The following is a 23087-nucleotide window of genomic DNA, read 5'->3' as shown; positions in this document are numbered from 1 at the left end:
GCCCGCCGGATTGGCGGGCCCTTTCTTTAGATCGCCGCTTTACGGCTTTCGTCCAGATAAATCTCGCGCAGACGCTTGGCGACCGAGCCGGGCGTCCCGTCGCCCAGCGTCACACCGTCAATCTCGATCACCGGCATGACAAAGGCGCTGGCCGAGGTGGTGAAGGCTTCGTCCGCCTCTTTGGCCTCGTCGATGGTGAACAGACGCTCTTCGATTTCCATCTGCGCCTCAGCCGCCATGCGCAGCACGGCCTTGCGGGTGATGCCGTGCAGGATGTCATTCGACAGCGGGCGGGTAACAATCTTGCCGTTCTTGACGAAAAAGGCGTTGTTGCTGGTGCCCTCGGTCACATAGCCGTCCTCGATCAGCCAGGCATCGTCGCAACCGGCTTTCTTGGCCATCATCTTGCCCATCGACGGGTACAGCAGCTGCACGGTCTTGATGTCACGACGACCCCAGCGCAGGTCATCAATCGAGATGATCTTGGCACCTTTCTTGGCCGCCGGGCTATCCGCCAGACCCGGCTTGTTTTGCGTGAACAAAACGAGGCTGGGTTTGGTATCCGCCGACGGGAACACAAAATCACGGTCGCCATCCGATCCACGGCTGACCTGCAGATACACCAGACCTTCCTCGATGCCGTTCAATTCAACCAGCTTTCGGTGAATTTCCAGCAGTTCTTCCTTGGAGCACGGCTCGGCCATCTCCAGCTCATCCAAGGACCGCTTGAGGCGCACGGCGTGGCCTTCGAAATCGATCAGCTTGCCGTCCAGAATGCTGGTCACTTCGTAAACGGCGTCCGCGAACAGATAACCACGGTCAAAGATCGAAACCTTGGCTTCGGTCTCGGGCAGGTATTCGCCATTCACATAAACGGTGCGAGTCATGTATCTCTCCTTAGCCCCAAAGTGCCGCCATGGGCGGGTGCACTCCGGCATCATCAAATGTCAGCGGTGTCGCGCGGTCTTCGGCCAACAACAGCGGGCCGTCAAGGTCCGTTACCATCGCGCCTTGCGCCAGCAATGTCGCAGGGGCCATCGCCAGTGAACTGCCGACCATGCAACCAACCATCACGCGATAACCCTCGGCCAGCGCCGCTTCCCGCAGGGCCAGCGCCTCGGTCAGACCGCCGGTCTTGTCCAGCTTGATGTTGACCACATCATACTTGCCCTTCAGCTTGGGCAGGCTGGTCCGGTCATGACAGGATTCATCAGCACAGACAGGCACCGGACGCTCCATCCCAATCAGCGCGTCATCCTGTCCGGCGGGCAAAGGCTGCTCGACCAGCGCCACACTCAGCCGCACCAGATGCGGCGCGAGATCGGCGTAAACCTCAGCCGACCAGCCTTCGTTCGCATCCACGATGATCTTGGCATCCGGCGCACCCGCACGCACGGCTTCCAGTCGGGGCATGTCGTCCGGGGTGCCCAGCTTGATCTTCAGCAAGGGACGATGCGCATTCTCGGCCGCCTGTTTCTGCATCGCCTCGGGCGTGTCCAGCGACAGGGTATAAGCGGTGACTTCAGGCCCCGGCACCGGCAACCCGGCCAGATCCCAGGCGCGTTTGCCCGCTCGCTTGGCCTCAAGATCCCACAGCGCGCAATCCACCGCGTTCCGCGCCGCACCCGCAGGCAACAGATCCATCAGCGCCTGACGTGTGAACTCCGCAGGCAACCCGGCAATCTCGGCCTCAACGGACTCGAGCGTCTCGTCATACCGCGCATAGGGCACACATTCGCCCCAGCCCTCATACGCCCCATCCGACAGCCGTACCGTCAGCACTTTTGCCTCGGTCCGCGACCCGCGCGAGATGGTGAACACCTGCGCCAGCCGGAATACATCACGAGAGACGTCAATCTGCACGCGCCCGCTCCTTCTTCTCGTTCAAAATACGGCCGCCGGAGGCGGATCAACACCCGCCTCCGGCGCGCCGTTCAGATCACAGCGCGGCCAGCGCGTCTACCAGTTTACCGGCACCAAAACGGTACGGGTCGGTCGCGGGCAGGCCCATCTCGGCCTCAACCTTGGCGATATAGGCCTTCGCTTCATCCTCGCTCAGGTGCTGGGTGTTGATCGACACGCCGACCACCTGACAGTCCGGGTTTGCAACCCGTGCCAGCGGCAATGCGGTATCGCGCAGCTGCGGCAGCGTCGGCAAGGAATACTCGGGCAGACCACGCATATGCGTCCGGGTGGGTTCATGGCACAGGATCAGGGCATCCGGCTGACCGCCGTGGATCAGGGCCATGGTGACACCGGAATACGAGACATGGAACAAGGACCCCTGCCCTTCGATGTGATCCCAGTGATCCTCGTCATTCTCGGGCGTCAGGTATTCCACCGAGCCTGCCATGAAGTCTGCAACGACGGCGTCCAGAGGCACGCCCTGACCGGTGATCAGAATGCCGGTCTGACCAGTGGCGCGGAATGTCGATTTCATACCACGGTTGCGCATTTCGGCGTCCATGGACATGGCGGTGTACATCTTACCGGCGGAACAGTCGGTTCCGACGGCAAGGCAACGCTTGCCGCTGCGCTTTTTGCCATTTGCGATCGGGTATCCAACGGTTGGCACGCGAACGTCGTGCAATGTGCCGCCGTGGGTCTGCGCCGCCGCGACCAGATCGCCCTCGTCCCGCAGCAGGTTGTGCAGGCCCGACGCCAGATCGTAACCCATTTCCAGCGCAGCAATCAGAACCTCTTTCCAGGCCTGGCTGATCACGCCGCCACGGTTCGCAACACCGATCACCAGGGTCTTGGCACCGGCGGCCTTGCCTTCTTCAAGCGTCATGTCGGTCATGCCCAGGTCGGCCTTGCAGCCGTCCATCCGCAATTGGCCAACGGCGTTCTCGGGACGCCAGTCCCGGATTCCGATTGCAACTTTGGCGGCCAGTTGGTCGGGCGCATCGCCCAAAAACAGCAGGTACGGTGTCTCGATCATTGCGGTCACTCCTTTGATTCCGACGCAAAGTAGACAAGCGCCAGTACGAGCGCTTCGCGTTTTCACCGACCAACCCCGCACAGCACGCGAGTTTTTTGCGCAGTGTTCTCTGACCGCGCAAAAATATTCGAAGTTTTCAAACTGATTAAACTTTAATCACCCTTACCTCGCAGTCGAAACCGCGATTTCTGCACGCGCATTGCCGCAGGCGCACAATCCCGCTTGCGCTGATCTGCGTAATTTAATACCTCAATCGAGAGAAAAATCGCAATTTCCTTACCCACAAGAGGCCCCGATGAGTTTCCGCATTCAACCCGCCGCCCCGGCCCGCCCCAATCGCTGCCAATTGTTCGGCCCCGGATCGAACACCAAGCTGTTCCCCAAGATGGCAGCATCGGCGGCAGACGTGATCAATCTGGACCTCGAGGACTCGGTTGCCCCATCTGACAAGGACGCCGCTCGCGCAAATGTCATCGAAGCGCTGAACACCATCGACTGGGGTGGTAAGTATATGTCGGTGCGGATCAACGGGCTGGACACACCCTATTGGTACCGCGATGTCGTTGAAGTTCTGGAACAGGCGGGCGACCGTCTGGACCAGATCATGATCCCCAAGGTCGGTTGCGCGGCAGATGTCTACGCCGTGGACGCGCTGGTTACCGCTATCGAGCGCGCCAAGGGCCGGACCAAGCCGATCTCGTTCGAAGTGATCATCGAATCCGCTGCAGGTATCGCCCATGTCGAAGAAATCGCCGCATCCTCGCCCCGTATGCAGGCCATGAGCCTTGGTGCTGCGGATTTTGCAGCCTCGATGGGGATGCAGACCACTGGCATCGGCGGCACGCAGGAAAACTACTACATGCTGCGCGAGGGCGAAAAGCACTGGTCCGATCCGTGGCACTGGGCGCAGGCCGCCATCGTCGCCGCCTGCCGCACGCACGGTGTTCTGCCGGTAGACGGGCCGTTCGGCGATTTCTCGGATGACGAAGGCTATATCGCGCAGGCCAAACGCTCGGCCACGCTGGGCATGGTTGGCAAATGGGCGATCCACCCCAAACAGATCGCTTTGGCCAACCAGGTCTTCACCCCGTCGGATGAGGCTGTCTCGGAAGCGCGCGAGATTCTGGCCGCGATGGAACAAGCCAAGGCCAATGGCGAAGGGGCCACGGTTTACAAAGGCCGTCTTGTCGACATCGCCTCAATAAAACAGGCCGAAGTCATCGTGGCGCAGGCCGAACTGATCGCGGCCAACGGCTGACCAAATTGAAAAAGGCGCCAGATCTGGCGCCTTTTTTTTACCGACCAAACACGTTGTTTGGCGTCCAGGTGAACCGATCACCCTGTTTGCCCCATTTCATCATCAGGCAGGATGTGCCGTATTTCTGGAAATACTTGATCTTCAGCGGATACCACCCGGCTTGTGGGACTTCGACCGCTGTTCTTTGGTTGGCCTCACAGCCCTGACGCCCGTTGACATAACCGATCTGTTGCCCGCCAACCCAGGCGTCGATGCCGTCATTCGACCAGGTTTCCAGTTCATACACACCCGGTGAATCGAACCGAATATAGCCCGAAACTTCAGCCGCCACGTTATAGGCTTCGTTGAACGTCAACACCGGATCGCCTTCGGAGGTATCGCGATAGTCCAATCCCCGCAAAGGTTGACCGGGCTTTGCCTTCTTCAGCAAAAAGTCCACTTTGGACAGGTTCTGGATTTTGCGCGGCGGGTTCCCCTCCCACGCGTATTTGACGTCCAGCCCTGCCTTTGGACTGGGCTGAGGGCTTGCAGGCTGCAGTTTCAGCGGCGCCGCCAGAGCAGCCCCGGCGATCAAAACGGCGGCAGCCGCAATCGCACCTGTACGAAAGAGTTTCATCATCATCTCCCTGTGTGCGCCGCGTTTGTTTGGTATTTTGGTCTACGGCATCATTAACGTCACACTAGGATGTGAATATTTACCCTGCAAGAGCGTGAATCTTCACAATGTGGCCGCTCAGGCCCGCAAATCCTTGGGCGACCCCATAACCACATAGGACGTGATCGAGGTCACATGGGGCAGTGTTCCCAGCACATCGGTATGGAAGGTCTTATAGGATGGAAGGTCGGCGCATTCGACGCGCAGCAGGTATTCGATCGTTCCGGTGATGTTGTGGCATTCGACCACTTCGGGCGCGCGCTGCAAGGCCCGTTCGAACCCTTCCTGCGCGGCCTTGGTATGTTCGCCCAGCCCAACGCCGATATAGGCCACGAACCCCTTGCCCAGTGCGACGGGGTCCAGAACGGCGCGGTAACCGGTGATCACTCCGGCCCTTTCCAATTCCTGCACCCGGCGCAGACAGGCAGAGGGGGACAGGCCCACGCGGTCAGCCAGTTCCAGATTGCTGATCCGCCCATCTGCGGTCAGCGCACGCAATATATCGCGGTTTATCTGATCCATCTTGGTCATTAATTGTGAAAATAAACAAGATGCGCACCAAAACGCAATTTCATTTGCCGCTTTTGGCGCAAAAATTCGCCCCATGACTTACGACATCCTTCTGGCCCTGATTGTGTTTGCCTTCGTATCCTCGATCACTCCGGGGCCGAATAACCTGATGCTGATGGCGTCAGGGGCCAATTTCGGCTTTCGCCGCTCGATCCCGCATATGTTGGGAATCGGGCTTGGCTTCACCTTCATGGTCCTGCTTGTCGGCGCGGGGCTGGTGCAGGTGTTCAACCAATACCCGGCCAGCTACACGGTGCTGAAGGTCGCCTCGGTGGCTTATCTGCTGTATCTGGCCTGGAAAATCGCACATGCTGCGCCCGCCGGTGGAAAGGCCGAAGTCGGCACACCGATGACATTTCTGCAGGCCGCCGCGTTTCAGTGGGTCAACCCGAAAGCCTGGGCCATGGCACTGACCGCGACCACGGCTTACGCGCCCGATCAGACACTGAACGTGATCGTTGTCGTCGCGCTGGTATTCGGCGCGGTCAATTTACCGTCGGTCAGCACCTGGACCCTGCTGGGCCAGCAAATGGCGCGGTTCCTGACGAATCCGCGCCGGTTGCTGGTTTTCAATTGGACCATGGCAGCACTGCTGGTCGCCTCGCTGTATCCGGTCCTGTGGCCAAGCTGATCACTTCAGGGGAAGACAGATCTCGGTCAGCAACTCTTCGGGCGGGGTTTCGCGCGGATCGTTGAGGTAGATTTCATAGCATGGCTGATCCGCAGGCTCTTCGCCGGACTCGGGCAACCAGTTGCCGAACAGGCTGTGATAGGCGGCCTCGATCCCGGAATAAGGGCCTTTGTAGGTCAGCACCGCGGTCTTCCCGCCGGGGATTTGCATGTCCTCCATGCCTTGGGGCGTCTCATCGCCCCGGAATTCAGCCCCGGCATAGCTGCGCAACTGATCCTCGGGCACGTCATCGGGGCTGTCGAGGTACAGCGCCAGAACCGGGCCGATCTGGGGCCAGAGCTGGCGGGATTCGCACAAGGCACCAAAGGCCTCGAAGCTCTTGCCGATTTCGGAATAGGCCCCCTTGTGGGGCAGCGCGATCACACGGCGGGCGGGTTCGGTACGGGTTGTCACGGGATGCATCGGGTATCCTCCGGTTCTAAAGTTGGGATGAGCCGGCAGAAACTGCCCCGCCTTGCGAAAGGCACCGGGGCTGCTGCCATAGGCCTCGGTAAAGGCCCGCGCAAATGAGCTGGGGTTGGGATAGCCAACGGTTGCCGCGACCTGGGCCACCGGTGTGTCGGTTCGCACCAACAACGTCGCCGCACGGTGCAAGCGCAGGCGTCGCACAGCCTGAGCGCAGGTCTCACCGGTCAGGGCGCGAAACACGCGGTGCCAGTGAAACCGGGACATGGCGGCGACATCGGCCAGCGCGTCCAGTGACAGATCCCCGGCAGGGTTGTCGTGGATATAGCTCAGCACGCGCAGAACCCGGTCTTCGTAGCTGGTTGCCATCGGCATCCTTCCTTCTCATTGCTTTCCTCAGCTTGCATATTCACGGCCCACAAATCTTGCTGAGTTGCATCCGGGGCGACGTCAGGTCATATAGCAGGGAACTTCCGCGTTGAGAGGCGTCATGACCCAGTATCTGGATTTCGAAAAACCACTGGCCGAGATCGAAGGCAAAGCTGAAGAGCTGCGCGCATTGGCCCGTGCCAATGAAGAAATGGACGTGAGCGAAGAAGCCGCCGCGCTGGACGCCAAGGCCGCCAAGCTGCTGGACGAACTGTATGCTGACCTGACCCCGTGGCGGAAATGTCAGGTGGCACGCCACCCCGAACGGCCCCATTGCCAGGACTATGTCAAAGAGCTGTTCACCGAATTCACGCCGCTGGCGGGCGACCGGAACTTTGCCGACGATCTGGCGGTGATCGGTGGGCTGGCCCGGTTCAACGATCAGCCGGTGATGGTGATCGGCCATGAAAAGGGCAGCGATACCAAATCGCGGATCGAACGGAATTTCGGCATGGCCCGGCCCGAAGGCTATCGCAAGGCCGTGCGCCTGATGGAGATGGCCGGACGGTTTGGCCTGCCGGTGATCACTCTGATCGACACGGCGGGCGCCTACCCCGGCAAAGGGGCCGAGGAACGCGGCCAGTCCGAGGCCATCGCGCGCTCGACCGAGATGTGCCTGAAAATCGGTGTGCCACTGGTGTCGGTCATCATCGGCGAAGGTGGGTCCGGCGGGGCCGTCGCCTTTGCCACCGCCAACCGCGTCGCGATGCTGGAACATTCGGTCTATTCGGTGATCTCACCCGAAGGCTGCGCCTCGATCCTGTGGAAAGATGCCGAGAAGATGCGCGAAGCCGCCGAGGCGCTGCGCCTGACAGCGCAGGACCTGCACAAGCTGGGCGTCTGCGATCGGATCATCCCCGAGCCCAAAGGCGGGGCCCATCGCGGTCGCCCCGAGGCGGTTGAGTCGGTGCGTGACGCCATCGGCGCCATGCTGAAAGAGCTGGACGGCAAGGACGCAGCGGCCCTGATCAAGGACCGCCGCCAGAAATTCCTGGACATCGGGTCGAAAGGGCTGGCGGCGTAAACCGTCAACCGCCCAAACGACGCAGCAGATCAACCGATGGCTCGCCGGTCACAGGCAGGCCATTGGCGCGCTGATAGCCGCTGATGGCGGATTTGGTGTTGTTCCCGATCACCCCATCCGCGCCCTGCGTGTCATACCCGGCCGAGGTCAGGCGACGCTGCAGGTCTTTGCGGTCCTCCAGCGTCAGACCTGTGGCATCCGGCCCGAATGAGGCCTGAAACGGAGCGCCTCCGGCAATCCGGTCCGACAGGTGCCCCACGCCAATCGCATAGCTGTCCGAGTTGTTATACCGCTTGATGACATTGAAATTGCGGAACACGGCGATGCGTGGCCCCGGCACTTGCGGTTGCAGCACCGCAACCGGCGTGCCCGACACGGTGCCGACCTCGCCACCCCAAGGCTGGCCGCGCACCCAACCGGCATTGGACAGATAGGCCGCCGTCGAGGCCAAAGAATCCGTCGGATCCTCGGACCAGATATCGCGGCGACCGTCGCCGGTGAAATCCACCGCATAGGCCAGATACGAGGTTGGGATGAACTGAGTATGCCCCATCGCCCCGGCCCAGCTGCCAGTCATGTTCGCGGGCGAGGTGTCGCCCTCCTGAATGATCTTCAGGGCTGCGACCAGTTGCTTTTCGAAAAATTCGCCGCGCCGCCCCTCATACGCCAAGGTGGACGTGGCCGAAATTACCGGCACGTCGCCGCGCCGCGCGCCGTATCGGCTTTCCAAACCCCAGACGGCCACGACAACCTCTTTGTCGACACCGTATTGCGCCTCTATCTGCGACAGCGTCCCATTGTACCGCTGCAACATCTGCCGCCCGTTACTGATCCGTTCATCCGATGCGGCGATGGCCAGATAGTCCTCAAGCGAGCGCTTGAATTCCACCTGATTGCGGTCGCGCTCGATCACGCCGGGCAAATAGCCCGCTCCCTGAAAGGCCCGGTTGATGGTCGTCTGGGAAATACCCTGCGACGCGGCTCGGGATTTGAAATTGGCCACCCAGGCATCATAGCCCGCATTCGGCACCGACTGCATACGCGACGCAGGCGCACGGGATGGCGCACCCCCGTCACTGCACCCGGCCAATATTGCCGCGCCAAGGCCAATGGAAAAGCTCCGTCGATTGATCATGACTGAAATCTGCTCTTGTTTGTGATTTGCCTCAGCCTAGCGCAGACCGGGCGCGCAAACCAGAACGACCGAGAGTGGCTGGCCCCAAATCGACGCTTCGGCGGTTCGCCGCTTAAGTAACCAGCAACCGCAACCCCTGCGTCACGTCCGAGCGCACCGCAAGGCGCAACCCCGGCTCATCCCCGGCCTTGAGCGCGGCGATGATCAGCTTGTGATAATGCGGCGGCTCGGTGCGTCGAAGCCGCCCGTACAAGGACCGCATGGTGGGGCCAAGTTGCAGCCAGACCGTCTCGGCCATGGCCAACATTGCGGGGGCCTGCGCGCGCAGATACAGCGTCCTGTGAAACTCAAGGTTCGACCGGATATAGCCCACGGCGTCGCGCTTGGTCACCATTTCCGCGACGGTCATGTTGATGGTCTGCAACCGGTCGATCAGCGCGATATGGGCACGCGGCAGGGCGCGGCTGGCCAGTTCCACCTCAAGCAAGGCGCGCAATGCAGCCAGTTCCTCGATCCGGTCATTCGTCAGTTCCGGCGTCGAAACCCGCCCCGATGAGGACAGAAACAACGCCCCTTCCGCCGCCAGACGGCGCACCGCTTCGCGTGCGGGTGTCATCGAGACATCGAACTCCTTGCCGATCCCACGCAAGGTCAGCGCCTCGCCAGGGGCGATCTCTCCGTGCAGGATACGGGACCGCAGGGTGCGATACACCCGGTCATGGGTTGCAATATGCGAGTCGGTCGGACGTGTAGCTAACATGGTCTCATGTGATCACAAAAACCTGCGGGGTCAACTCGGCTACGAGTCAAAGCGGTATCTGTGCAGCATCGCTCCGTTTTCACGCAGCCACCGCCGTGGGGCATCATAGGGGCCAAAAATACGCTCGACCTGCGCCCAGAAGGCGGGCGAATGGTTCATCTCGGCCAAATGCGCCACCTCATGCGCGGCGACATAGTGCAGAACTTCTGACGGCGCGAGGATCAGGCGCCAGGAAAACATCAACCCGCCATGCGAACTGCACGACCCCCAGCGGGATCGCGTGTCCCGCAGCGTCAGACTGGTGTACGAGCGCCCCAGAATGGCGGCGTAATCGTCGCAGGCCCCACTCAGCCGATCCCGCGCAAGCTCTTTCAGAAACCGGGCCAGTCGCCGCCCCTCGGCCCCGTCAGGCACGGCCACTGCATCTGTGCTCAGCACCACCCGCCGCCCCGGCGCGGGTACGATTCGACGCTCGGTGCCTTCGATCCAGATCACACTGCCCAGACGCACCTGTTCCAGATCGGGCTGCCCTGCCAGATGGTGCCGGATCCATTCCTCTTTGCTGCGCGCGAAACTCAACGCCTCGGCCTCGGGCACGCCTTGCGGATAGGTCAGGGTAACCCGCCCGTCCAATTGGGAAATCCGCAGGCTGATCCGCCGCGCCCGCGTTGATCTGCGCAGCGTCAGCGGCACCGGCGGCGTTCCCGGCAAAGCGTGTTCTCCCATATCCCGACCTCTTCCGCGCAAAGGCTTTGACAGTGCCCGCCGCCTGTGGCAGGTGAACTGAATCTTTTAGACGACTCACCTGATATCAAGGGGATTTGACATGCCCAAGGAAGAATGGGGCGTAAAGCGCGTTTGCCCGACCACCGGTAAGCGATTTTACGACCTGAACAAGGACCCGATCGTCAGCCCCTACACGGGCGAGATCGTGGAGCTTGAAACCGGCAAAAGCCGGATGATTGCCGCCGATGCCGAGGACGCAGCGACCGCGAAAGCACGCGAAAACGCATCCGAGGATGATCTGGTTCTGGATGATGACGACAATGTCGACGTGGATCTGGACGACGATCTGCTGGACGATGATGACGACAACAACGATGACGTCTCGCTGGACGACATCAAGGACATGTCATCAGAAGACGAAAACTGATCTTAAGGCGGCCCTGGGCCGCCTTGGTTCTTTGTGCGGATGGCGACGGAAAGTTTTTGCACAATTCCATTTTTGGACTTGCACTCCCCGCCGTCGTCTCATAAACGTCCGCCCACTGCTTCGGCAGTACCCGGATGGGGCCTTAGCTCAGTTGGGAGAGCGCTTGCATGGCATGCAAGAGGTCAGGGGTTCGACTCCCCTAGGCTCCACCAAATCTACCTGGATTTGCAGTCTAACAAGACCACCAATCAATTCGGCAAGGTTTGCCACTCGTCGACTACAGCGTCGCTGCATACCGCAAGGACTGTACCGAACTGGTTCAGAACAGCCTCGCTTTGGCTGGGGCGTAGCAAGGCGATGTCGCCGGGTCGGGCTGCGCTTGTGGCAGGTCCTGTCCAAACCTCCTGATTGCTGGAGCGACCGAATATTGAGGAATAGGCGAACCCCTTTGGATGCACCGGATGTGCGAGGTAGTGACCGCCAAACACGGCGATATCGGTTTTGCGACGGGGCAGAAAATCCAGTCCGGGCAACCCGTTGCCGGGCATGGCCTTGAGAATTGGTGTGCCGATGAACGCGGCTGGCTGAAAGGCACTGGTTGCGCTGTGGTCGAAATCCGAGGGTTTGACCAGAATCGAGCCAAAGGCGACCTCGGTCGCTGAATTGTCCGAGGCATAGGTCTGGAACGTCAGGCTGCCCCCGGTATTCAGGCACAGGCCTGCGCCTTGATCCGGCAGTGCGGCGACCGCCTTACGAAAGGTTTGGGTCGAGGCGCGGGCCGCTCTGGTTCTCAAAAAGCCCGGCAGTTTCGCCAGATGGGCCTCATAGCCCATCACACCGCTCAGCCGTGCCAAGGGGTGCGCTTGGATGCCATTGGCGACCTCGGCGACCTGCTCGGGCGGCAGACCGCCGCGATGCAGACCGATGTCCAGTTCCAGCGACAGGCGGAGCCGGGATTGTGTTTGATCGGCAAGGCCCAGATACTCATGCAACCGGTCGGGCGTATCGATCAGCCATTGCACCCGATCCGCCGCGTCAGGACAGGACGCCAGGACACGGGCGGCGGATCGAACCGGCAGAGGCTTTCCGATCAGATGATCCGTTCCGCTTTCCGCTTTCAACAAAGTCGTCAGCATCGACTCGGAGAACGTCATCAGCCCCGAGGTCGCAATCAGGCTCCGGATATGATCCAGCAGCGGCAGGCAGGGCAGAGATTTGGCCACCAGTCGCCGATCCAGCGCTGCGTCCGCGCCAGCATCGGCAGCCGCGCAATTCGCCTCTAACCGGTCCAGATCGACAGCCACAACGGGCTGATCTACGCCATGTTTGTGCAGCGTTTCGGACAATCGTTTTAGATACGGATCGCTCATGGCCGGAACAGCCGCGCCAATGCGGGTGTCAGGAATTTATCCTGCGGGTCCAGCTGCGCGCGCAAGGCGCAGAAGCGGTCGAAATCCGGATAAAGCCCGGACAGGTCCTTGTAGGTCAGGCTATGCATCTTGCCCCAATGCGGCCTTCCCCCCGCCTCAAGGAACAGCGGCTCAAGCGCATTGAAGTACCGGCTGTGATCTTCATCCGCATCCGTGTGAACCGCGACCGAGATCCGGGGGCCGCCCTGAAATGGCGAGAGACACGCAGTATCTCCGGCGGTTTGCCGAACCTCGATCGGGAAATAGATGTCCTTGTGATCCCGTTCGAGCCTGCGAAATACTTCGTTCAGCACGTCACCGGCGGTGTCAGGCGGCAGGTGATATTCCATTTCCTTGAAACGAATATGCCGGTCGCTGCACAGAACCTTCCAGCTTTCACCAACATAGTCCTCATCGGACTGCGCCAGCGTCAGCAGTTTCAGCAGCACAGATCGTATGCCCGCGCTGAAGCGGCCCGCATTTCGGGCAAGTTTCAGCACCTTGACCGCGATCATATCCAGATCGCGCGGCGCCTTGCTTTCCGGACTATCAACAACGGCATGCCTCAGTTCGACCGCCTTGCCGGTGAAGGGGATGTAGAAGAATTCGAAATTCCGGTTCTCGGCCCAGTTCTGGTGCATATTGGCCAGACACTCTGACAAATCGGTCAGGGTCACGCGTCGGCGCAGGTTGTATTTGGGCACGACATTGATGCGCGCCTCGGTCAGCACCCCAAGCAGGCCAAGCGATACCTGTATCATCTCCAGCGGCACGTCACCGGTGGTCAGGATCTCTCCGCCTGCGCTGATCAAACGGGCATCGGTGATCTCGGCCGACAAACAGGGCAAGCCGCGCCCGGTGCCGTGGGTCGCAGTTGCGGTTGCACCGGCCAGCGACTGCGCGTTGATGTCACCGAGATTGCGAAAGGCCAGACCCTGTTCACCCAATGCGGGCGACAGGTCGCGCAGGCGGGCGTTGGCGTTCACCCAGACCTGACCATCCTTTGCGTCGCCGACTGTGGGCAGGTTCAGGTTTGACAGGTCCAGAATTCTGTCGGCCCCGGCCACAATGGGCGTAAACGAATGCCCGGCCCCGACCACACGCAGGCTTTCGGGCGCGGATACCGCCTGCTGCAAGTCTGCAAGCGTTTCGGGGCGCGCGACGTTGATCTTGGCGCTTTCGTTCCCTGCCCAGTTTGACCACATGCTCCTGCTCCTCCGTTGCAAGAGGATTGCAGCCAGCAGACTGTAAAACAAGTCAGGGAATCAGCGCGTTACGCCACGTGACCCGCACCTAGGCCGCGTTGGCCCGCTGGGCTGAGACGCGCTTGAACCACTCGGACACGGCGGTCAGGTCCGGGGCCAGCTGCTCGGCCTCGCCATCCGTGAACTCTTGAAACTTTTCGCTGTTCATCCCATTCACACCGACCAGAACCGGGATGTCCTGCGCCAATGCCTCGGCAATAACAGGGCGGAACCCACGGCCATCAGCCTCGTGCTTGCCGAACTTGTTGATGATCAATAGTTGTGGCGCATCCGACAGCGAGGCGGTGACATAGCCAACCGCCTGTTCCAGCGCCGCCGGGTCCAGCCGACACCCTCGGGATTCGGTCCCCAAGGATTGGGAAATCCGGATTGTCTCACCTTCCGGCAGCACGCGCACATCCATGTCGCATTTGCTGCTGTCAGCGCATTCCGTGTTGGTCTGGACAACGCCTGCCAGCTTCGCGCCCGATGCCAGCAGGTGCTCTGCCACTGCGCTCAGCAAGCGGTCGGTTGCGCCGCGGTCGGTGGTTGTGACATAGGCCAGATTCATCTTTGGACCCCCGTGGGATGAGTTTCAGAGTTTCAAATAGCACGCCGACCGTGGCTCGACCACACCCGGCGTCAGGGAAGCGGCGACAGGCCGATCACGAGAGGGTGTAGCACAAGCAGCACCGCATAGGTCGCAATCGCGGTCACCCACACCCAAGGACCCGGCCAGGGGTGGGGCGCGCGCAGCGACAGGCGCGCGGTATTGCGTGACAGGCGCACCCACTCTGGCCCCATTTCTCGGGCCTTGCGGCGATCGATCAGGGCCATTCCCATCAGCGCGAACCCGGCAAACAGCCCAAACAGGATCACATGGGACAGGCTACCATTGGCGACCAGATGCGCGACGGCCCACAGCATCAGGGCGGCAAGGATCGGATGGCGCGTGGTGCGCAGAATACCCGGGCATTCGGGGTCAAACCTGCGCGTACCCATGCCACCAAACGAGAACGGGTTTTCGATGCTCAAGCCGGCGATTGTCAGCCAGCACACAAGCGGCATGACCAACAGCGGAATCCATCGCAGGGCCTGCGCCGGTGGGATGATCTCGACATAAGGCGCGTTTGCGGCGGCTATGATCAGCCAGATCAGCACTGCGACGGACAACAACGAATAAGCGGCGAAATAGGCCCGCCGCCCCATCGCATCGATCAGCCATCCACGAACGGGTGGGCGCACGGGTATGGCGTGGCTGAGCAGAAATACTGTCAACGCTGCTATGAAGATGCCCCATCCGGCCATTTCGATCTCCGAACCTGTTTTCTGAAATTGGTAGGTTTACCGGACCGGCGGGTCTTTGTCCGAAATCAAGTCGCCGGGCCATGGATTGGCAAAACCTCCTGCAATCTGGCATCAAAGGACAAGCGTCACAGGCGGAGGTCGCAACAATGCGTTCATTTGATGAGATTTTCGACATCGCAGCAGGTCGCCACGGTGGGGTCGACGCCCTGAATGCAAACCTGAGCAAGCCCAAAACGCCCGCAGAACTGGCTGCGATGCCCGAGGATCGCTGGCTTGCGACCCTGACCAAATGCATCTTTCAGGCCGGGTTCAACTGGAAGGTCATCGAGGCCAAGTGGGACGGGTTTGAAGAGGCGTTTGACGGCTTCGACGTGGGCCGCTGCGCCTTTATGGATGACGAGAAATTCGACGCGCTTTTGCAGGACACCCGTATCGTGCGCAACGGCACCAAGATCGCAACCGTCCGCGACAACGCGGCGTTTCTGTTGGAGTTGCGGGACGAAGGCGGGGCCGGTCAGGTTCTGGGCGGTTGGCCCTCGACCGATTACATCGGCCTTCTGGCGATGCTGGCAAAACGGGGATCACGGCTGGGCGGGGCCTCGGCCCAATATGCGATGCGGTTTGCCGGGCGCGACAGTTTCATCCTGTCACAAGACGTGACAGCCCGGTTGATTGCCGAGGGCGTGATCGACAAGGCCCCGACCTCCAAAAAGGCGCTGGCTGCCGTGCAAGAGGCTTTCAATGCATGGATGGATCAGTCCGGACGCTCACTGACGGAAATCAGCCGTGTTCTGGCGATGAGCATATGAAAACGGCTTGCGGAACCGATGGGGCAAGCTAAATTTTTCTTCATGGGTTTGCGTTTTTTGGTTCTGGCGTTTCTGTTTCTGGCGGCTTGCGGACGCCCGTTGACTCAGCAGGAACGCGACTTTGCTGATGCCGTGCAAGGCGAGACTCTGAATCTGGATCGCGTTCGTCTAGTCGAAGGTGCCCCGGTCGCACCGATCACCTATTACCGCGAAGCCCGCCCGCGTCTGGCCTGCCGCGAGCGCATTCTGCCCCCGGTCGAGCCGGGACCGGTTACCGGGAAGCCTGCGGCCATCGCCTTGTTCAACAAGGTCTATTTCGCCCGCGACTGGTATCTTGAGGACTATATGTCCGACTATCCCGAACAGATGAACCTGATCGCGGCCATGTTGCTGGCGCATGAATTGACCCATGTCTGGCAATGGCAAAACCGCAAGACCACTGGCTATCACCCCCTGCGCGCAGCGGCCGAGCATGGCGGGCGCAAGGATCCGTATCTGTTCGATCTGGATACCTCGCCCGATTTCGTGTCCTACGGCTATGAACAGCAGGGCGCGATTGTCGAAGAGTATGTGTGCTGCCGCGCGCTGGACCCACAGGCGCAGCGGACCAAACGGCTGCACCAGATGCTGGGCGCGCATTTTGACCTTTCTCCGCTGCCGCAGGAAGGGCGCGAGCGTGCGGTGGCCATCCCATGGAGCGATGCGAAGGTCGAAGGGATCTGCAGCTAAGCGTCAGTTGCGCTGCAGGGTTTTCAAATACGCCACCAGATCGACGATTGGCTGGCTTGTCAGGATCGGCTGGCCATCTTCGGTTTTCATCGACGTGTCCTGCCCGTCGAAATACGGCCCGTAGATCGGCATCGGGCTTCCGTGGCTGACCAACGGATCACGCCCGTCAATCCGGGCAACAACGCGCGCGGTTGGAAAGCCGCCCCCTGTCGCCAAACCCGTCAGGTCGGTCGGCTGAATGACCAGAACCCCGGCCATCGGACCGTGGCCGGTGGCATCTATGCCATGGCACGTCGCGCAATAGTGCTGATACAGTTCCGCGCCCGTTTGCGCATCCTGCGCCGCGGCGCTGTGCCCGGCGAACATAAGCAAGACAGATACAGTTCCGAGCTTTGGCCACTTCATCGCATCCTCCTGTCAGCATTGGCATTTACAGGCTTGCCCGCGCGGCGGCTTGGCGCAATGATCCAGATCAACGAGGCAGGAGGGTTCGGGCCATGACACAATACGCAGCCATCATGCTGGCCGCAGGGATCGGTGTTCCCATTTTGGCCGCATTGAACGCGGCGCTTGGCAAGCTGATAGGGTCGCCCACCACCGCTGCCGTGGTCCTGTTTGCCATCGCCTTTGCCGCGTCGGCCCTGGTGATGCTGCTGTTTCCGGGATTTGAGGCGCTGTCCAAGGTGGCGCAGGCCCCCAAACATCTGTTGCTGGCAGGCGTTCTGATCGCGTTTTACGTGCTGTCGATCACCCACGTTGCCCCGCATTTCGGGGTCGGAAATGCCGTCTTCTTCGTTCTGCTGGGTCAGTTGATCAGCACAGCCGCGATTGACCATTTCGGGCTGTTCGGCGCGCAGGTCACGCCGCTGACGCTGATGCGCGCCGGTGGGATTGCCGTGATGGCCGTTGGCGTGGCGATCACTCAGCTGGCTTGAGAACACCGCCTTCAAGCCGCACCATCCGGTCCATCCGCGCGGCAAGCTCCATATTGTGCGTGGCGATCAGGGCAGACAGCCCCTCATCCCGCACCAGCACCATCAACGCATCGAACACCTGATCCGAGGTCTCGGGGTCAAGATTCCCGGTTGGTTCATCGGCCAGCAGAACCTTCGGCTTGTTCGCCAGCGCGCGGCAGAACGCCACGCGCTGTTGTTCGCCGCCCGACAACGCCGCCGGGCGGTGTCCGGCGCGCGGGGCCACGCCGACGCGGTCCAGCAAGTCCATGGCCCGCTCCTGCGCCGCTTTTTCAGAGACGCCGTTGGCCAGTTGCGGCAGAGTAATATTTTCCAAAGCGGTGAACTCGGGCAGCAAATGGTGGAACTGATAGACAAAACCCACATCCTGCCGCCGCAAGGCCGTTCGCGTCCGATCGCCCTTGCCGCTGACATTCTGCCCGCCGATCTCGACCTGGCCGTCATCCGGCATGTCCAGAAGGCCCGCGATATGCAGCAGGGTGGATTTGCCAGCGCCCGACGGCGCAACCATCGCCACCGCCTCACCCGCGCGCAGGTCCAGATCGACGCCGCGCAAGACCTGCACCTCGCCCGGAGTGCCTTGCAGATACGTCTTTGTCAGGCCCTTCAGTCGCAATGTCACATCATTCATAGCGCAGCGCCTCAACCGGGTTCAGCCGCGCCGCGCGGCGGGCGGGGAAATAGGTGACGATGAAGGACAGGCCCAGCGACAGGGCCACGGCCTTGAGCACGTCGCTCAGGTGCAGTTCGGCTGGGAGGGCGTAAATGCCCCGAATAGACGGATCCCAGACGCCACCGCCCATCACATAGTTCACGAAGGAGAAGATCGGGTCGATATAGATCGCAAACAGGCAACCCAGGATCACGCCCATCACGGTTCCGATGATGCCGGTGAAGGCACCGCAGATGAAGAACACCCGCAGGACCGAGCCCTCGCTCAGGCCAATCGTGCGCAAGATGCCGATGTCGCGCCCCTTGTTTTTGACCAGCATGATCAGGCCCGAGACGATGTTCATTGCCGCAATCAGTACGAGGATCGACAGGATGATGAACATCACGTTGTCCTCAACCTCAAGCGCGCGCAGGAACCCGCCCGAGGCGTCCTGCCATGTCCAGATCTGACTGCGCTGGCCCGACGCTTCGAGGATGGGGATCAGGATCGGGCCCAGCGTTTCAGGTTGGGCGACCATCACCTCGATCTCATCCGCCACGCCCTCGCGGTTGAAAAACCCCTGAGCTTGGGAAAACGGCATGTAGACGCGGGTGCGGTCGATGTCATAGCGCCCCGCGGAAAACACATAGACCACGCGATAGGCATTGACGCGCGGTGAGGTTCCAAAGGCGGTTTTCACCCCGTTGGGTGAGGTCAGCTTGACCGTATCCCCCACAGTGGCCCCGATGCTGCGCGCCACGCCCGAGCCGATGGCGATCACGTCCTCTCCGGTCTGAAACAGGGACAGATCCCCCGCCGCCTGTTCGGCTTGCGCAATGCCCGGCAGGTCCATCAGGTCATCGGGACGGATGCCAAATACCTCGACCCCGCTGCTGCGGTCGCGGTTGGTGATCAGCACCTGACCTTTGACCAAAGGCGCAGCCTGTTCGACGCCCGGCACCTCAGCGATCCGCGCGGCCCGTTCCTCATAGTCAGCCATGGTTCGGACCGGGCGGCCCTGCGCGTCGATCTCGCCCGAGGAATACACGGTGACATGCGCGTTGGCCCCAAGGATCGTGCCCACGAACTCGGCCCGGAACCCGGACCGCACCGCCAGGGTCGCGATCAGGGCAAATACCGCCAGAGTGATCCCGATCAGCGAGATCCACGTCATCACGCTGACGCCCCCCTCGGCCCGGCGGGCCCGAAGGTATCGCCACGCGATTTTCCATTCGAATGGGGCAAAAGGCGGGGGTGTCTTGGCCATGCCTGCTCCGGTCTTGTTGTTTGGCGGCGACCCTTTCGGCATTTCGCGCGATGGTCAAGCCGCTTATGGGCGTGTCGGTCCCGGCAGGCGAATTCGGCGTGAAAAACCCCAATATCGAACCGAATCAGTACCGGCTGTCGGACAGTGCGCTCAGATAAAAAGTGATATTGAAATCAAAGACTACACTATTGGTTGTGACGACCTTCACAGACCGCGCGCCATTGTTTCAGCTATGAAGTCAATATCGGCATTGCGTGATCGACTGAACTCAAAATGCCACATATAGTAAGCAATATTATTTCGCTTTTTGCTTATTTTCAGAAACTTTGTCACCCTGCTTGCGGGGGAACACATTTCAGAGCGGGGGTCGCTCAATGAATATTCACAATACACCGGAAGGGTTGGACCCGATTTTGGTCCGCGCATCATCAACGGAATTGGATTGCGAAACGGCCGCGTTGCTGCGGGCCGCGATCCGGCCAATCTTCGCAAAAGCAGCAAGCTGGGGCAGCTTGGCGGATCGGCTAAGGGAAAAGGGCTATCGCCTTGCCTTTCTCAAAGGCCGCCTTTGCATCACAGATCGGACAACCGGTCAGCGCGTCTGCGGGATACGGTTTCTGGGCTTTGAGCTGAAAGAACTGGTCAACCGGCTGGGCCGCCCCATCGTGGTTGCACGCGGCAATCAGGCGGATGGCGAGCTGCTGATCGCCCGCCCTGCGTCGGCGCGGTTGTAACACCGCGCCAGCATTGATCGAGGCCTATCGCCGTGGTCAGGCGATACCCTGATAAATTTCAGCGATCTTGGTAACAGCCGCCTCGGGGCTTAGTTCTTCGCTTTCGCCGGTCCGGCGGCTGGTCAATTCAACCACACCGTTTTTCAAACCACGCGGTCCGACAGTGATCCGCCAGGGCAGACCGATCAGGTCCATCGTGGCAAACTTGCCCCCGGCCCGTTCGTTGCGATCATCATAGAGCGGCTCAAGGCCTAGTGCCGTCAGCGCGACGTAGAGTTTCTCACAGGCCGCATCCGCCTCTTCATCGCCCTGCTTCAGGTTGACGATCCCGCAATGGAACGGGGTCACGCCTTCGGGCCAGATGATGCCCTTGTCGTCATGGCTGGCCTCGATGATCGCACCGATCAGGCGGCTGACGCCGATACCGTGGCTGCCCATATGTACCGGAACCGGCTTGCCATCGGGGCCCTGAACGGTCGCGCCCATGGCCTCGGAGTATTTGGTGCCGAAATAGAATATCTGGCCGACCTCGATCCCGCGCGCAACGCGGCGGCGATCTTCGGGGACCTCGTTGAACAGCGCCTCGTCATGGGTTTCATCGGTGCGCGCGTATTTCGAGGTGAACTCTTCCAGGATCGCCTGACATTGGTCGCGGTTGTCATAGTCGATCTCCCGATCCCCAAAGGTCAGATCGGTCACTGCGCTGTCATAGAAAACCTCGGACTCGCCAGTGTCGGCCAGTACCAGAAATTCATGCGTGTCGTCGCCGCCAATGGGACCAGAGTCCGCGCGCATCGGGATTGCTTGCAGACCCATGCGTTCATAGGTGCGCAGATAGCTGACCAGATGGCGGTTATAGGCGTGCAGCGCGTCCTCTTTCGTCAGGTCGAAATTGTAGCCGTCCTTCATGTAGAACTCGCGCCCGCGCATAACACCAAAGCGCGGGCGGATTTCGTCGCGGAACTTCCACTGGATCTGGTACAGCGTCAGCGGCAGGTCCTTGTAGCTGCTGACATGGCCGCGGAAGATGTCCGTCACCAGTTCTTCGGCTGTGGGTGTATAGAGCATGTCGCGGCCATGGCGGTCCTGCATCCGCAACATCTCCTGACCGTAGTCGTCATACCGCCCGGACTCGCGCCACAGGTCCGCCGATTGCAGAATCGGCATCTGGATCGCGATATGACCCGCGCGCGCCTGTTCTTCATGCACGATGTTTTCCAGCTTGCGCAGCACTTTGAAGCCCAGCGGCAGCCAGGAATAAATCCCGGCGGCGGCCTGCTTGATCATCCCGGCGCGCAGCATCAGCCGGTGGCTGACGATCTGAGCCTCGGAGGGGTTTTCCTTGAGAACGGGCAGAAAGTAACGGCTGAGGCGCATGGGTGGACCTTCAAAGGTGAATTTGGACTTCAAAGGTCATTATTCCAAAGCCCCGCCGGGGGCAATCGCGCATTGGCGAATTTGCGACCCCAGACCTGTCGGTTTTTGATTGACCCGCCAGTCAGGTTTTTCAATTGTGACAGGAATGTAAAACCCATGAGGCGCCGATGCAGACGATTCAGGAACCCGCCCGCCAAATCCCTGTTGTTCACCAGACCGATATTCTGGTCGTCGGCTCAGGCCCTGCCGGGCTGGCGGCTGCCTTGGCGGCGGCGCGGGCGGGGGCAGAGGTGTCTCTGGTCGACCGGTTCGGCTGCATGGGCGGCAATATCACCGCCGTGGGGGTCGAGGGGTTCGCCTGGTATCGCCACGAACAGACCGTCGAAGCCGGCGGTATCGGCATGGAGTTCGAAACCCGCGCCAAAGAGATGGGCGCGGCAGTGCCCGAAAGCCAATCGCTGAGTTATGAGCTGGACAGCGAAGGCTTCAAGCTGGTGGCTGACAAACTGGTCGAAGAGGCGGGCGTGCATCCGATGCTGCACCGTCAGTTCGTCGCCCCGATCATGGACGGCGACCGGATCACCGGCATCATCACCGAATCCAAAGCCGGGCGTGAGGCAATTCTGGCCAAGGTGGTGATCGACGCCACAGGCGACGCGGATGTGGCCCATCGCGCCGGAGCGCCCACGCATAAGACTCCGCGCGAAGACATGATGGCCGCCTCGGTCATGTTCCATCTGGCAGGCGTCGACAAGCGCGCGTTCATGGAAGGCGTCAAGGCCGACCCCCAGACCTACAAGGACTGGGGCGGCGGTGGTGAGTGGAACATCGAAACCAGCGGAAAAGAGGACGACATGTTCTCGCCCTTCGTGCACAAGCCGTTCCAGCAGGCCATCGATCAGGGCCTGATCCCGCCGCATCTGAACACCATCGCGGGCACATGGGGCGCGATGCATGACACGGGTGAGTTGACCTATATGAACCTCATCCATCTGGCTGAGGTCGACGGCACAGATCCCGACAGCCTGACAAAGGGTGAGATCGAAGGCCGACGCCAGTCGATGCTGGCCATCGAAGCCTTGCGCCGGTTTATGCCGGGATGCGAAAACGCGCGGCTTCGGAACTTTGGCATGACCATCGGCATCCGCGACACCCGCAAGATCGACGCGGTTTACAATATGACCGAGGATGACGCCCGTTATCAGGGCCGGTTTGAGGACACGATCGGCGTCTACCCCGAATTCATCGACGGCTATGGCATCCTGATCCTGCCCACCACGGGGAGGTATATGCAAATCCCCTATCGCTCGATGCTGCCCAAAGGGATCAAGGGCCTGCTGGTCGCCGGGCGCTCGCACGGTGCGGACCGGGTGGCCCATGCGGCCACGCGCAACATGGCCTGCTGTGCGGTGATGGGTCAGGGCGCGGGCATTGCGGCCGTGCTGTCGCTGAAAAGCAATCAGGAGCTGGATCGGTTGAATCTGACCCCCGTGCATACCGAATTGGAACGTCAGGGCGTAAGGATCAACTGATGGATACAATCCCGACCATAGATATCTCGGC

26 protein-coding genes and 1 tRNA gene are annotated in these 23087 nt (G+C 60.9%); 10 read left to right on the top strand and 17 right to left on the bottom strand.

Going from position 1 to position 23087, the window contains the following annotated elements; genetic code table 11:
• Window positions 1–26 precede the first annotated feature (26 nt).
• From ACR0E6_RS16300 to dgcN, 3 genes are all read right to left on the bottom strand, one after another.
• Complete coding sequence (locus ACR0E6_RS16300; protein WP_480585221.1) at window positions 27–887, bottom strand: D-amino-acid transaminase; 861 nt, start codon at window positions 885–887, stop codon at window positions 27–29.
• Window positions 888–897: 10 nt separating this feature from the next.
• Window positions 898–1863, bottom strand: coding sequence for an N-acetyl-D-Glu racemase DgcA (gene dgcA / locus ACR0E6_RS16295; protein ID WP_480585218.1), 966 nt, complete (start codon window positions 1861–1863; stop codon window positions 898–900).
• A 76-nt stretch (window positions 1864–1939) separates the two neighbouring features.
• Window positions 1940–2941: an N-acetyltransferase DgcN gene (gene dgcN, locus ACR0E6_RS16290; RefSeq protein WP_170520096.1), complete on the bottom strand. Its 1002-nt coding sequence runs from the start codon at window positions 2939–2941 to the stop codon at window positions 1940–1942.
• Between the two features lie 295 nt (window positions 2942–3236).
• Here dgcN and ACR0E6_RS16285 point away from each other — a divergent pair, with 295 nt between their 5' ends.
• On the top strand, window positions 3237–4199 hold the full coding sequence (locus ACR0E6_RS16285) for an L-malyl-CoA/beta-methylmalyl-CoA lyase (protein ID WP_480585215.1): 963 nt from the start codon (window positions 3237–3239) through the stop codon (window positions 4197–4199).
• Between the two features lie 37 nt (window positions 4200–4236).
• On the opposite strand, the gene ACR0E6_RS16280 is transcribed toward ACR0E6_RS16285, so the two are convergent.
• Complete coding sequence (locus tag ACR0E6_RS16280) at window positions 4237–4815, bottom strand: PA14 domain-containing protein (protein ID WP_170454814.1); 579 nt, start codon at window positions 4813–4815, stop codon at window positions 4237–4239.
• A 117-nt stretch (window positions 4816–4932) separates the two neighbouring features.
• A complete protein-coding gene (locus ACR0E6_RS16275) occupies window positions 4933–5385 on the bottom strand; it encodes an Lrp/AsnC family transcriptional regulator (protein WP_480585212.1) in 453 nt (150 codons plus the stop codon).
• Window positions 5386–5458: 73 nt separating this feature from the next.
• Here ACR0E6_RS16275 and ACR0E6_RS16270 point away from each other — a divergent pair, with 73 nt between their 5' ends.
• Window positions 5459–6055: a LysE family translocator gene (locus tag ACR0E6_RS16270; RefSeq protein ID WP_170454818.1), complete on the top strand. Its 597-nt coding sequence runs from the start codon at window positions 5459–5461 to the stop codon at window positions 6053–6055.
• Here ACR0E6_RS16270 and ACR0E6_RS16265 read toward each other — a convergent pair whose 3' ends face one another.
• A complete protein-coding gene (locus ACR0E6_RS16265) occupies window positions 6056–6889 on the bottom strand; it encodes an AraC family transcriptional regulator (protein ID WP_480585209.1) in 834 nt (277 codons plus the stop codon).
• A 121-nt stretch (window positions 6890–7010) separates the two neighbouring features.
• On the opposite strand from ACR0E6_RS16265, the gene ACR0E6_RS16260 reads away from it, so the two are divergent.
• A complete protein-coding gene (locus tag ACR0E6_RS16260; RefSeq protein ID WP_480585206.1) occupies window positions 7011–7973 on the top strand; it encodes an acetyl-CoA carboxylase carboxyltransferase subunit alpha in 963 nt (320 codons plus the stop codon).
• Between the two features lie 4 nt (window positions 7974–7977).
• Here ACR0E6_RS16260 and ACR0E6_RS16255 read toward each other — a convergent pair whose 3' ends face one another.
• From ACR0E6_RS16255 to ACR0E6_RS16245, 3 genes are all read right to left on the bottom strand, one after another.
• Window positions 7978–9108 (bottom strand): lytic murein transglycosylase, encoded by a 1131-nt coding sequence (locus ACR0E6_RS16255; protein WP_480585203.1) that lies wholly within the window; start codon window positions 9106–9108, stop codon window positions 7978–7980.
• Window positions 9109–9220: 112 nt separating this feature from the next.
• Window positions 9221–9868, bottom strand: coding sequence for a GntR family transcriptional regulator (locus ACR0E6_RS16250; RefSeq protein ID WP_480585200.1), 648 nt, complete (start codon window positions 9866–9868; stop codon window positions 9221–9223).
• Window positions 9869–9907: 39 nt separating this feature from the next.
• Window positions 9908–10594 (bottom strand): M48 family metallopeptidase, encoded by a 687-nt coding sequence (locus ACR0E6_RS16245; protein WP_480585196.1) that lies wholly within the window; start codon window positions 10592–10594, stop codon window positions 9908–9910.
• 100 nt (window positions 10595–10694) lie between these two features.
• Between ACR0E6_RS16245 and ACR0E6_RS16240 the strand changes: the two genes are divergently transcribed.
• Both ACR0E6_RS16240 and ACR0E6_RS16235 read left to right on the top strand, forming a co-directional pair.
• On the top strand, window positions 10695–11021 hold the full coding sequence (locus tag ACR0E6_RS16240) for a TIGR02300 family protein (protein ID WP_170520078.1): 327 nt from the start codon (window positions 10695–10697) through the stop codon (window positions 11019–11021).
• Between the two features lie 136 nt (window positions 11022–11157).
• Window positions 11158–11233 (top strand) — tRNA-Ala (locus ACR0E6_RS16235).
• 36 nt (window positions 11234–11269) lie between these two features.
• Here the strand turns inward: ACR0E6_RS16235 and ACR0E6_RS16230 are convergent.
• The 4 genes from ACR0E6_RS16230 to ACR0E6_RS16215 form a co-directional block, all read right to left on the bottom strand.
• Window positions 11270–12391: an alanine racemase gene (locus ACR0E6_RS16230; RefSeq protein WP_480585194.1), complete on the bottom strand. Its 1122-nt coding sequence runs from the start codon at window positions 12389–12391 to the stop codon at window positions 11270–11272.
• On the bottom strand, window positions 12388–13635 hold the full coding sequence (locus ACR0E6_RS16225) for a D-arabinono-1,4-lactone oxidase (RefSeq protein ID WP_480585191.1): 1248 nt from the start codon (window positions 13633–13635) through the stop codon (window positions 12388–12390). Before ACR0E6_RS16225 ends, ACR0E6_RS16230 begins: the two co-directional genes overlap by 4 nt.
• Window positions 13636–13723: 88 nt before the next feature.
• Window positions 13724–14245, bottom strand: a complete 522-nt coding sequence (locus tag ACR0E6_RS16220; protein WP_170454843.1) for a DUF2478 domain-containing protein — start codon at window positions 14243–14245, stop codon at window positions 13724–13726.
• A 71-nt stretch (window positions 14246–14316) separates the two neighbouring features.
• Entirely contained in the window at window positions 14317–14982 is a 666-nt protein-coding gene (locus ACR0E6_RS16215) for an NnrU family protein (protein WP_480585188.1), read from the bottom strand.
• 146 nt (window positions 14983–15128) lie between these two features.
• Between ACR0E6_RS16215 and ACR0E6_RS16210 the strand changes: the two genes are divergently transcribed.
• Window positions 15129–15791: a DNA-3-methyladenine glycosylase I gene (locus ACR0E6_RS16210; protein ID WP_170520068.1), complete on the top strand. Its 663-nt coding sequence runs from the start codon at window positions 15129–15131 to the stop codon at window positions 15789–15791.
• Between the two features lie 42 nt (window positions 15792–15833).
• On the top strand, window positions 15834–16520 hold the full coding sequence (locus tag ACR0E6_RS16205; RefSeq protein WP_480585185.1) for a hypothetical protein: 687 nt from the start codon (window positions 15834–15836) through the stop codon (window positions 16518–16520).
• A gap of 3 nt (window positions 16521–16523) precedes the next feature.
• Here ACR0E6_RS16205 and ACR0E6_RS16200 read toward each other — a convergent pair whose 3' ends face one another.
• On the bottom strand, window positions 16524–16925 hold the full coding sequence (locus tag ACR0E6_RS16200) for a c-type cytochrome (protein ID WP_480585182.1): 402 nt from the start codon (window positions 16923–16925) through the stop codon (window positions 16524–16526).
• Window positions 16926–17017: 92 nt separating this feature from the next.
• On the opposite strand from ACR0E6_RS16200, the gene ACR0E6_RS16195 reads away from it, so the two are divergent.
• Window positions 17018–17455: a DMT family transporter gene (locus tag ACR0E6_RS16195; RefSeq protein ID WP_170454850.1), complete on the top strand. Its 438-nt coding sequence runs from the start codon at window positions 17018–17020 to the stop codon at window positions 17453–17455.
• Here ACR0E6_RS16195 and ACR0E6_RS16190 read toward each other — a convergent pair.
• Together ACR0E6_RS16190 and ACR0E6_RS16185 are read right to left on the bottom strand one after the other, a co-directional pair.
• The gene (locus ACR0E6_RS16190) at window positions 17439–18125 is read right to left on the bottom strand and encodes an ABC transporter ATP-binding protein (protein ID WP_170454852.1); all 687 of its coding nucleotides are present in this window, start codon (window positions 18123–18125) and stop codon (window positions 17439–17441) included. The genes ACR0E6_RS16195 and ACR0E6_RS16190 overlap by 17 nt on opposite strands.
• Window positions 18118–19413, bottom strand: coding sequence for a lipoprotein-releasing ABC transporter permease subunit (locus ACR0E6_RS16185; RefSeq protein WP_480585178.1), 1296 nt, complete (start codon window positions 19411–19413; stop codon window positions 18118–18120). Before ACR0E6_RS16185 ends, ACR0E6_RS16190 begins: the two co-directional genes overlap by 8 nt.
• 374 nt (window positions 19414–19787) lie before the next feature.
• On the opposite strand from ACR0E6_RS16185, the gene ACR0E6_RS16180 reads away from it, so the two are divergent.
• Window positions 19788–20147 carry a hypothetical protein gene (locus ACR0E6_RS16180; RefSeq protein ID WP_480585175.1) on the top strand — a complete coding sequence of 120 codons (360 nt, stop codon included), beginning with the start codon at window positions 19788–19790 and terminating at the stop codon, window positions 20145–20147.
• A 36-nt stretch (window positions 20148–20183) separates the two neighbouring features.
• Here the strand turns inward: ACR0E6_RS16180 and proS are convergent, their stop codons facing one another.
• Window positions 20184–21524, bottom strand: a complete 1341-nt coding sequence (gene proS, locus ACR0E6_RS16175; RefSeq protein ID WP_170454859.1) for a proline--tRNA ligase — start codon at window positions 21522–21524, stop codon at window positions 20184–20186.
• Between the two features lie 167 nt (window positions 21525–21691).
• On the opposite strand from proS, the gene ACR0E6_RS16170 reads away from it, so the two are divergent.
• Entirely contained in the window at window positions 21692–23056 is a 1365-nt protein-coding gene (locus tag ACR0E6_RS16170) for an FAD-dependent oxidoreductase (protein WP_480585172.1), read from the top strand.
• Window positions 23057–23087 lie beyond the last annotated feature (31 nt).

It is taken from the genome of Ruegeria sp. AP12, from assembly GCF_056540025.1.
The sequence above is the reverse complement of the archived record's forward strand: the minus strand, read 5'-3'. Positions and strand labels throughout refer to the sequence as shown.

Excerpts from the sequence above, each read along its gene's own strand:
- ACR0E6_RS16280 (WP_170454814.1), bottom strand. The coding sequence starts at position 4,815 with ATGAAACTCTTTCGTACAGGTGCGATTGCGGCTGCCGCCGTTTTGATC.
- dgcN (WP_170520096.1), bottom strand. The coding sequence starts at position 2,941 with ATGATCGAGACACCGTACCTGCTGTTTTTGGGCGATGCGCCCGACCAA.
- ACR0E6_RS16260 (WP_480585206.1), top strand. The coding sequence starts at position 7,011 with ATGACCCAGTATCTGGATTTCGAAAAACCACTGGCCGAGATCGAAGGC.
- ACR0E6_RS16190 (WP_170454852.1), bottom strand. The coding sequence starts at position 18,125 with ATGAATGATGTGACATTGCGACTGAAGGGCCTGACAAAGACGTATCTG.
- ACR0E6_RS16200 (WP_480585182.1), bottom strand. The coding sequence starts at position 16,925 with ATGAAGTGGCCAAAGCTCGGAACTGTATCTGTCTTGCTTATGTTCGCC.
- ACR0E6_RS16255 (WP_480585203.1), bottom strand. The coding sequence starts at position 9,108 with ATGATCAATCGACGGAGCTTTTCCATTGGCCTTGGCGCGGCAATATTG.
- ACR0E6_RS16185 (WP_480585178.1), bottom strand. The coding sequence starts at position 19,413 with ATGGCCAAGACACCCCCGCCTTTTGCCCCATTCGAATGGAAAATCGCG.
- ACR0E6_RS16265 (WP_480585209.1), bottom strand. The coding sequence starts at position 6,889 with ATGGCAACCAGCTACGAAGACCGGGTTCTGCGCGTGCTGAGCTATATC.
- ACR0E6_RS16210 (WP_170520068.1), top strand. The coding sequence starts at position 15,129 with ATGCGTTCATTTGATGAGATTTTCGACATCGCAGCAGGTCGCCACGGT.
- ACR0E6_RS16180 (WP_480585175.1), top strand. The coding sequence starts at position 19,788 with ATGAATATTCACAATACACCGGAAGGGTTGGACCCGATTTTGGTCCGC.
- ACR0E6_RS16195 (WP_170454850.1), top strand. The coding sequence starts at position 17,018 with ATGACACAATACGCAGCCATCATGCTGGCCGCAGGGATCGGTGTTCCC.
- ACR0E6_RS16250 (WP_480585200.1), bottom strand. The coding sequence starts at position 9,868 with ATGTTAGCTACACGTCCGACCGACTCGCATATTGCAACCCATGACCGG.
- ACR0E6_RS16285 (WP_480585215.1), top strand. The coding sequence starts at position 3,237 with ATGAGTTTCCGCATTCAACCCGCCGCCCCGGCCCGCCCCAATCGCTGC.
- ACR0E6_RS16230 (WP_480585194.1), bottom strand. The coding sequence starts at position 12,391 with ATGAGCGATCCGTATCTAAAACGATTGTCCGAAACGCTGCACAAACAT.
- ACR0E6_RS16205 (WP_480585185.1), top strand. The coding sequence starts at position 15,834 with ATGGGTTTGCGTTTTTTGGTTCTGGCGTTTCTGTTTCTGGCGGCTTGC.
- ACR0E6_RS16275 (WP_480585212.1), bottom strand. The coding sequence starts at position 5,385 with ATGACCAAGATGGATCAGATAAACCGCGATATATTGCGTGCGCTGACC.
- proS (WP_170454859.1), bottom strand. The coding sequence starts at position 21,524 with ATGCGCCTCAGCCGTTACTTTCTGCCCGTTCTCAAGGAAAACCCCTCC.
- ACR0E6_RS16240 (WP_170520078.1), top strand. The coding sequence starts at position 10,695 with ATGCCCAAGGAAGAATGGGGCGTAAAGCGCGTTTGCCCGACCACCGGT.
- ACR0E6_RS16215 (WP_480585188.1), bottom strand. The coding sequence starts at position 14,982 with ATGGCCGGATGGGGCATCTTCATAGCAGCGTTGACAGTATTTCTGCTC.
- ACR0E6_RS16170 (WP_480585172.1), top strand. The coding sequence starts at position 21,692 with ATGCAGACGATTCAGGAACCCGCCCGCCAAATCCCTGTTGTTCACCAG.
- ACR0E6_RS16300 (WP_480585221.1), bottom strand. The coding sequence starts at position 887 with ATGACTCGCACCGTTTATGTGAATGGCGAATACCTGCCCGAGACCGAA.
- ACR0E6_RS16225 (WP_480585191.1), bottom strand. The coding sequence starts at position 13,635 with ATGTGGTCAAACTGGGCAGGGAACGAAAGCGCCAAGATCAACGTCGCG.
- ACR0E6_RS16245 (WP_480585196.1), bottom strand. The coding sequence starts at position 10,594 with ATGGGAGAACACGCTTTGCCGGGAACGCCGCCGGTGCCGCTGACGCTG.
- ACR0E6_RS16220 (WP_170454843.1), bottom strand. The coding sequence starts at position 14,245 with ATGAATCTGGCCTATGTCACAACCACCGACCGCGGCGCAACCGACCGC.
- ACR0E6_RS16270 (WP_170454818.1), top strand. The coding sequence starts at position 5,459 with ATGACTTACGACATCCTTCTGGCCCTGATTGTGTTTGCCTTCGTATCC.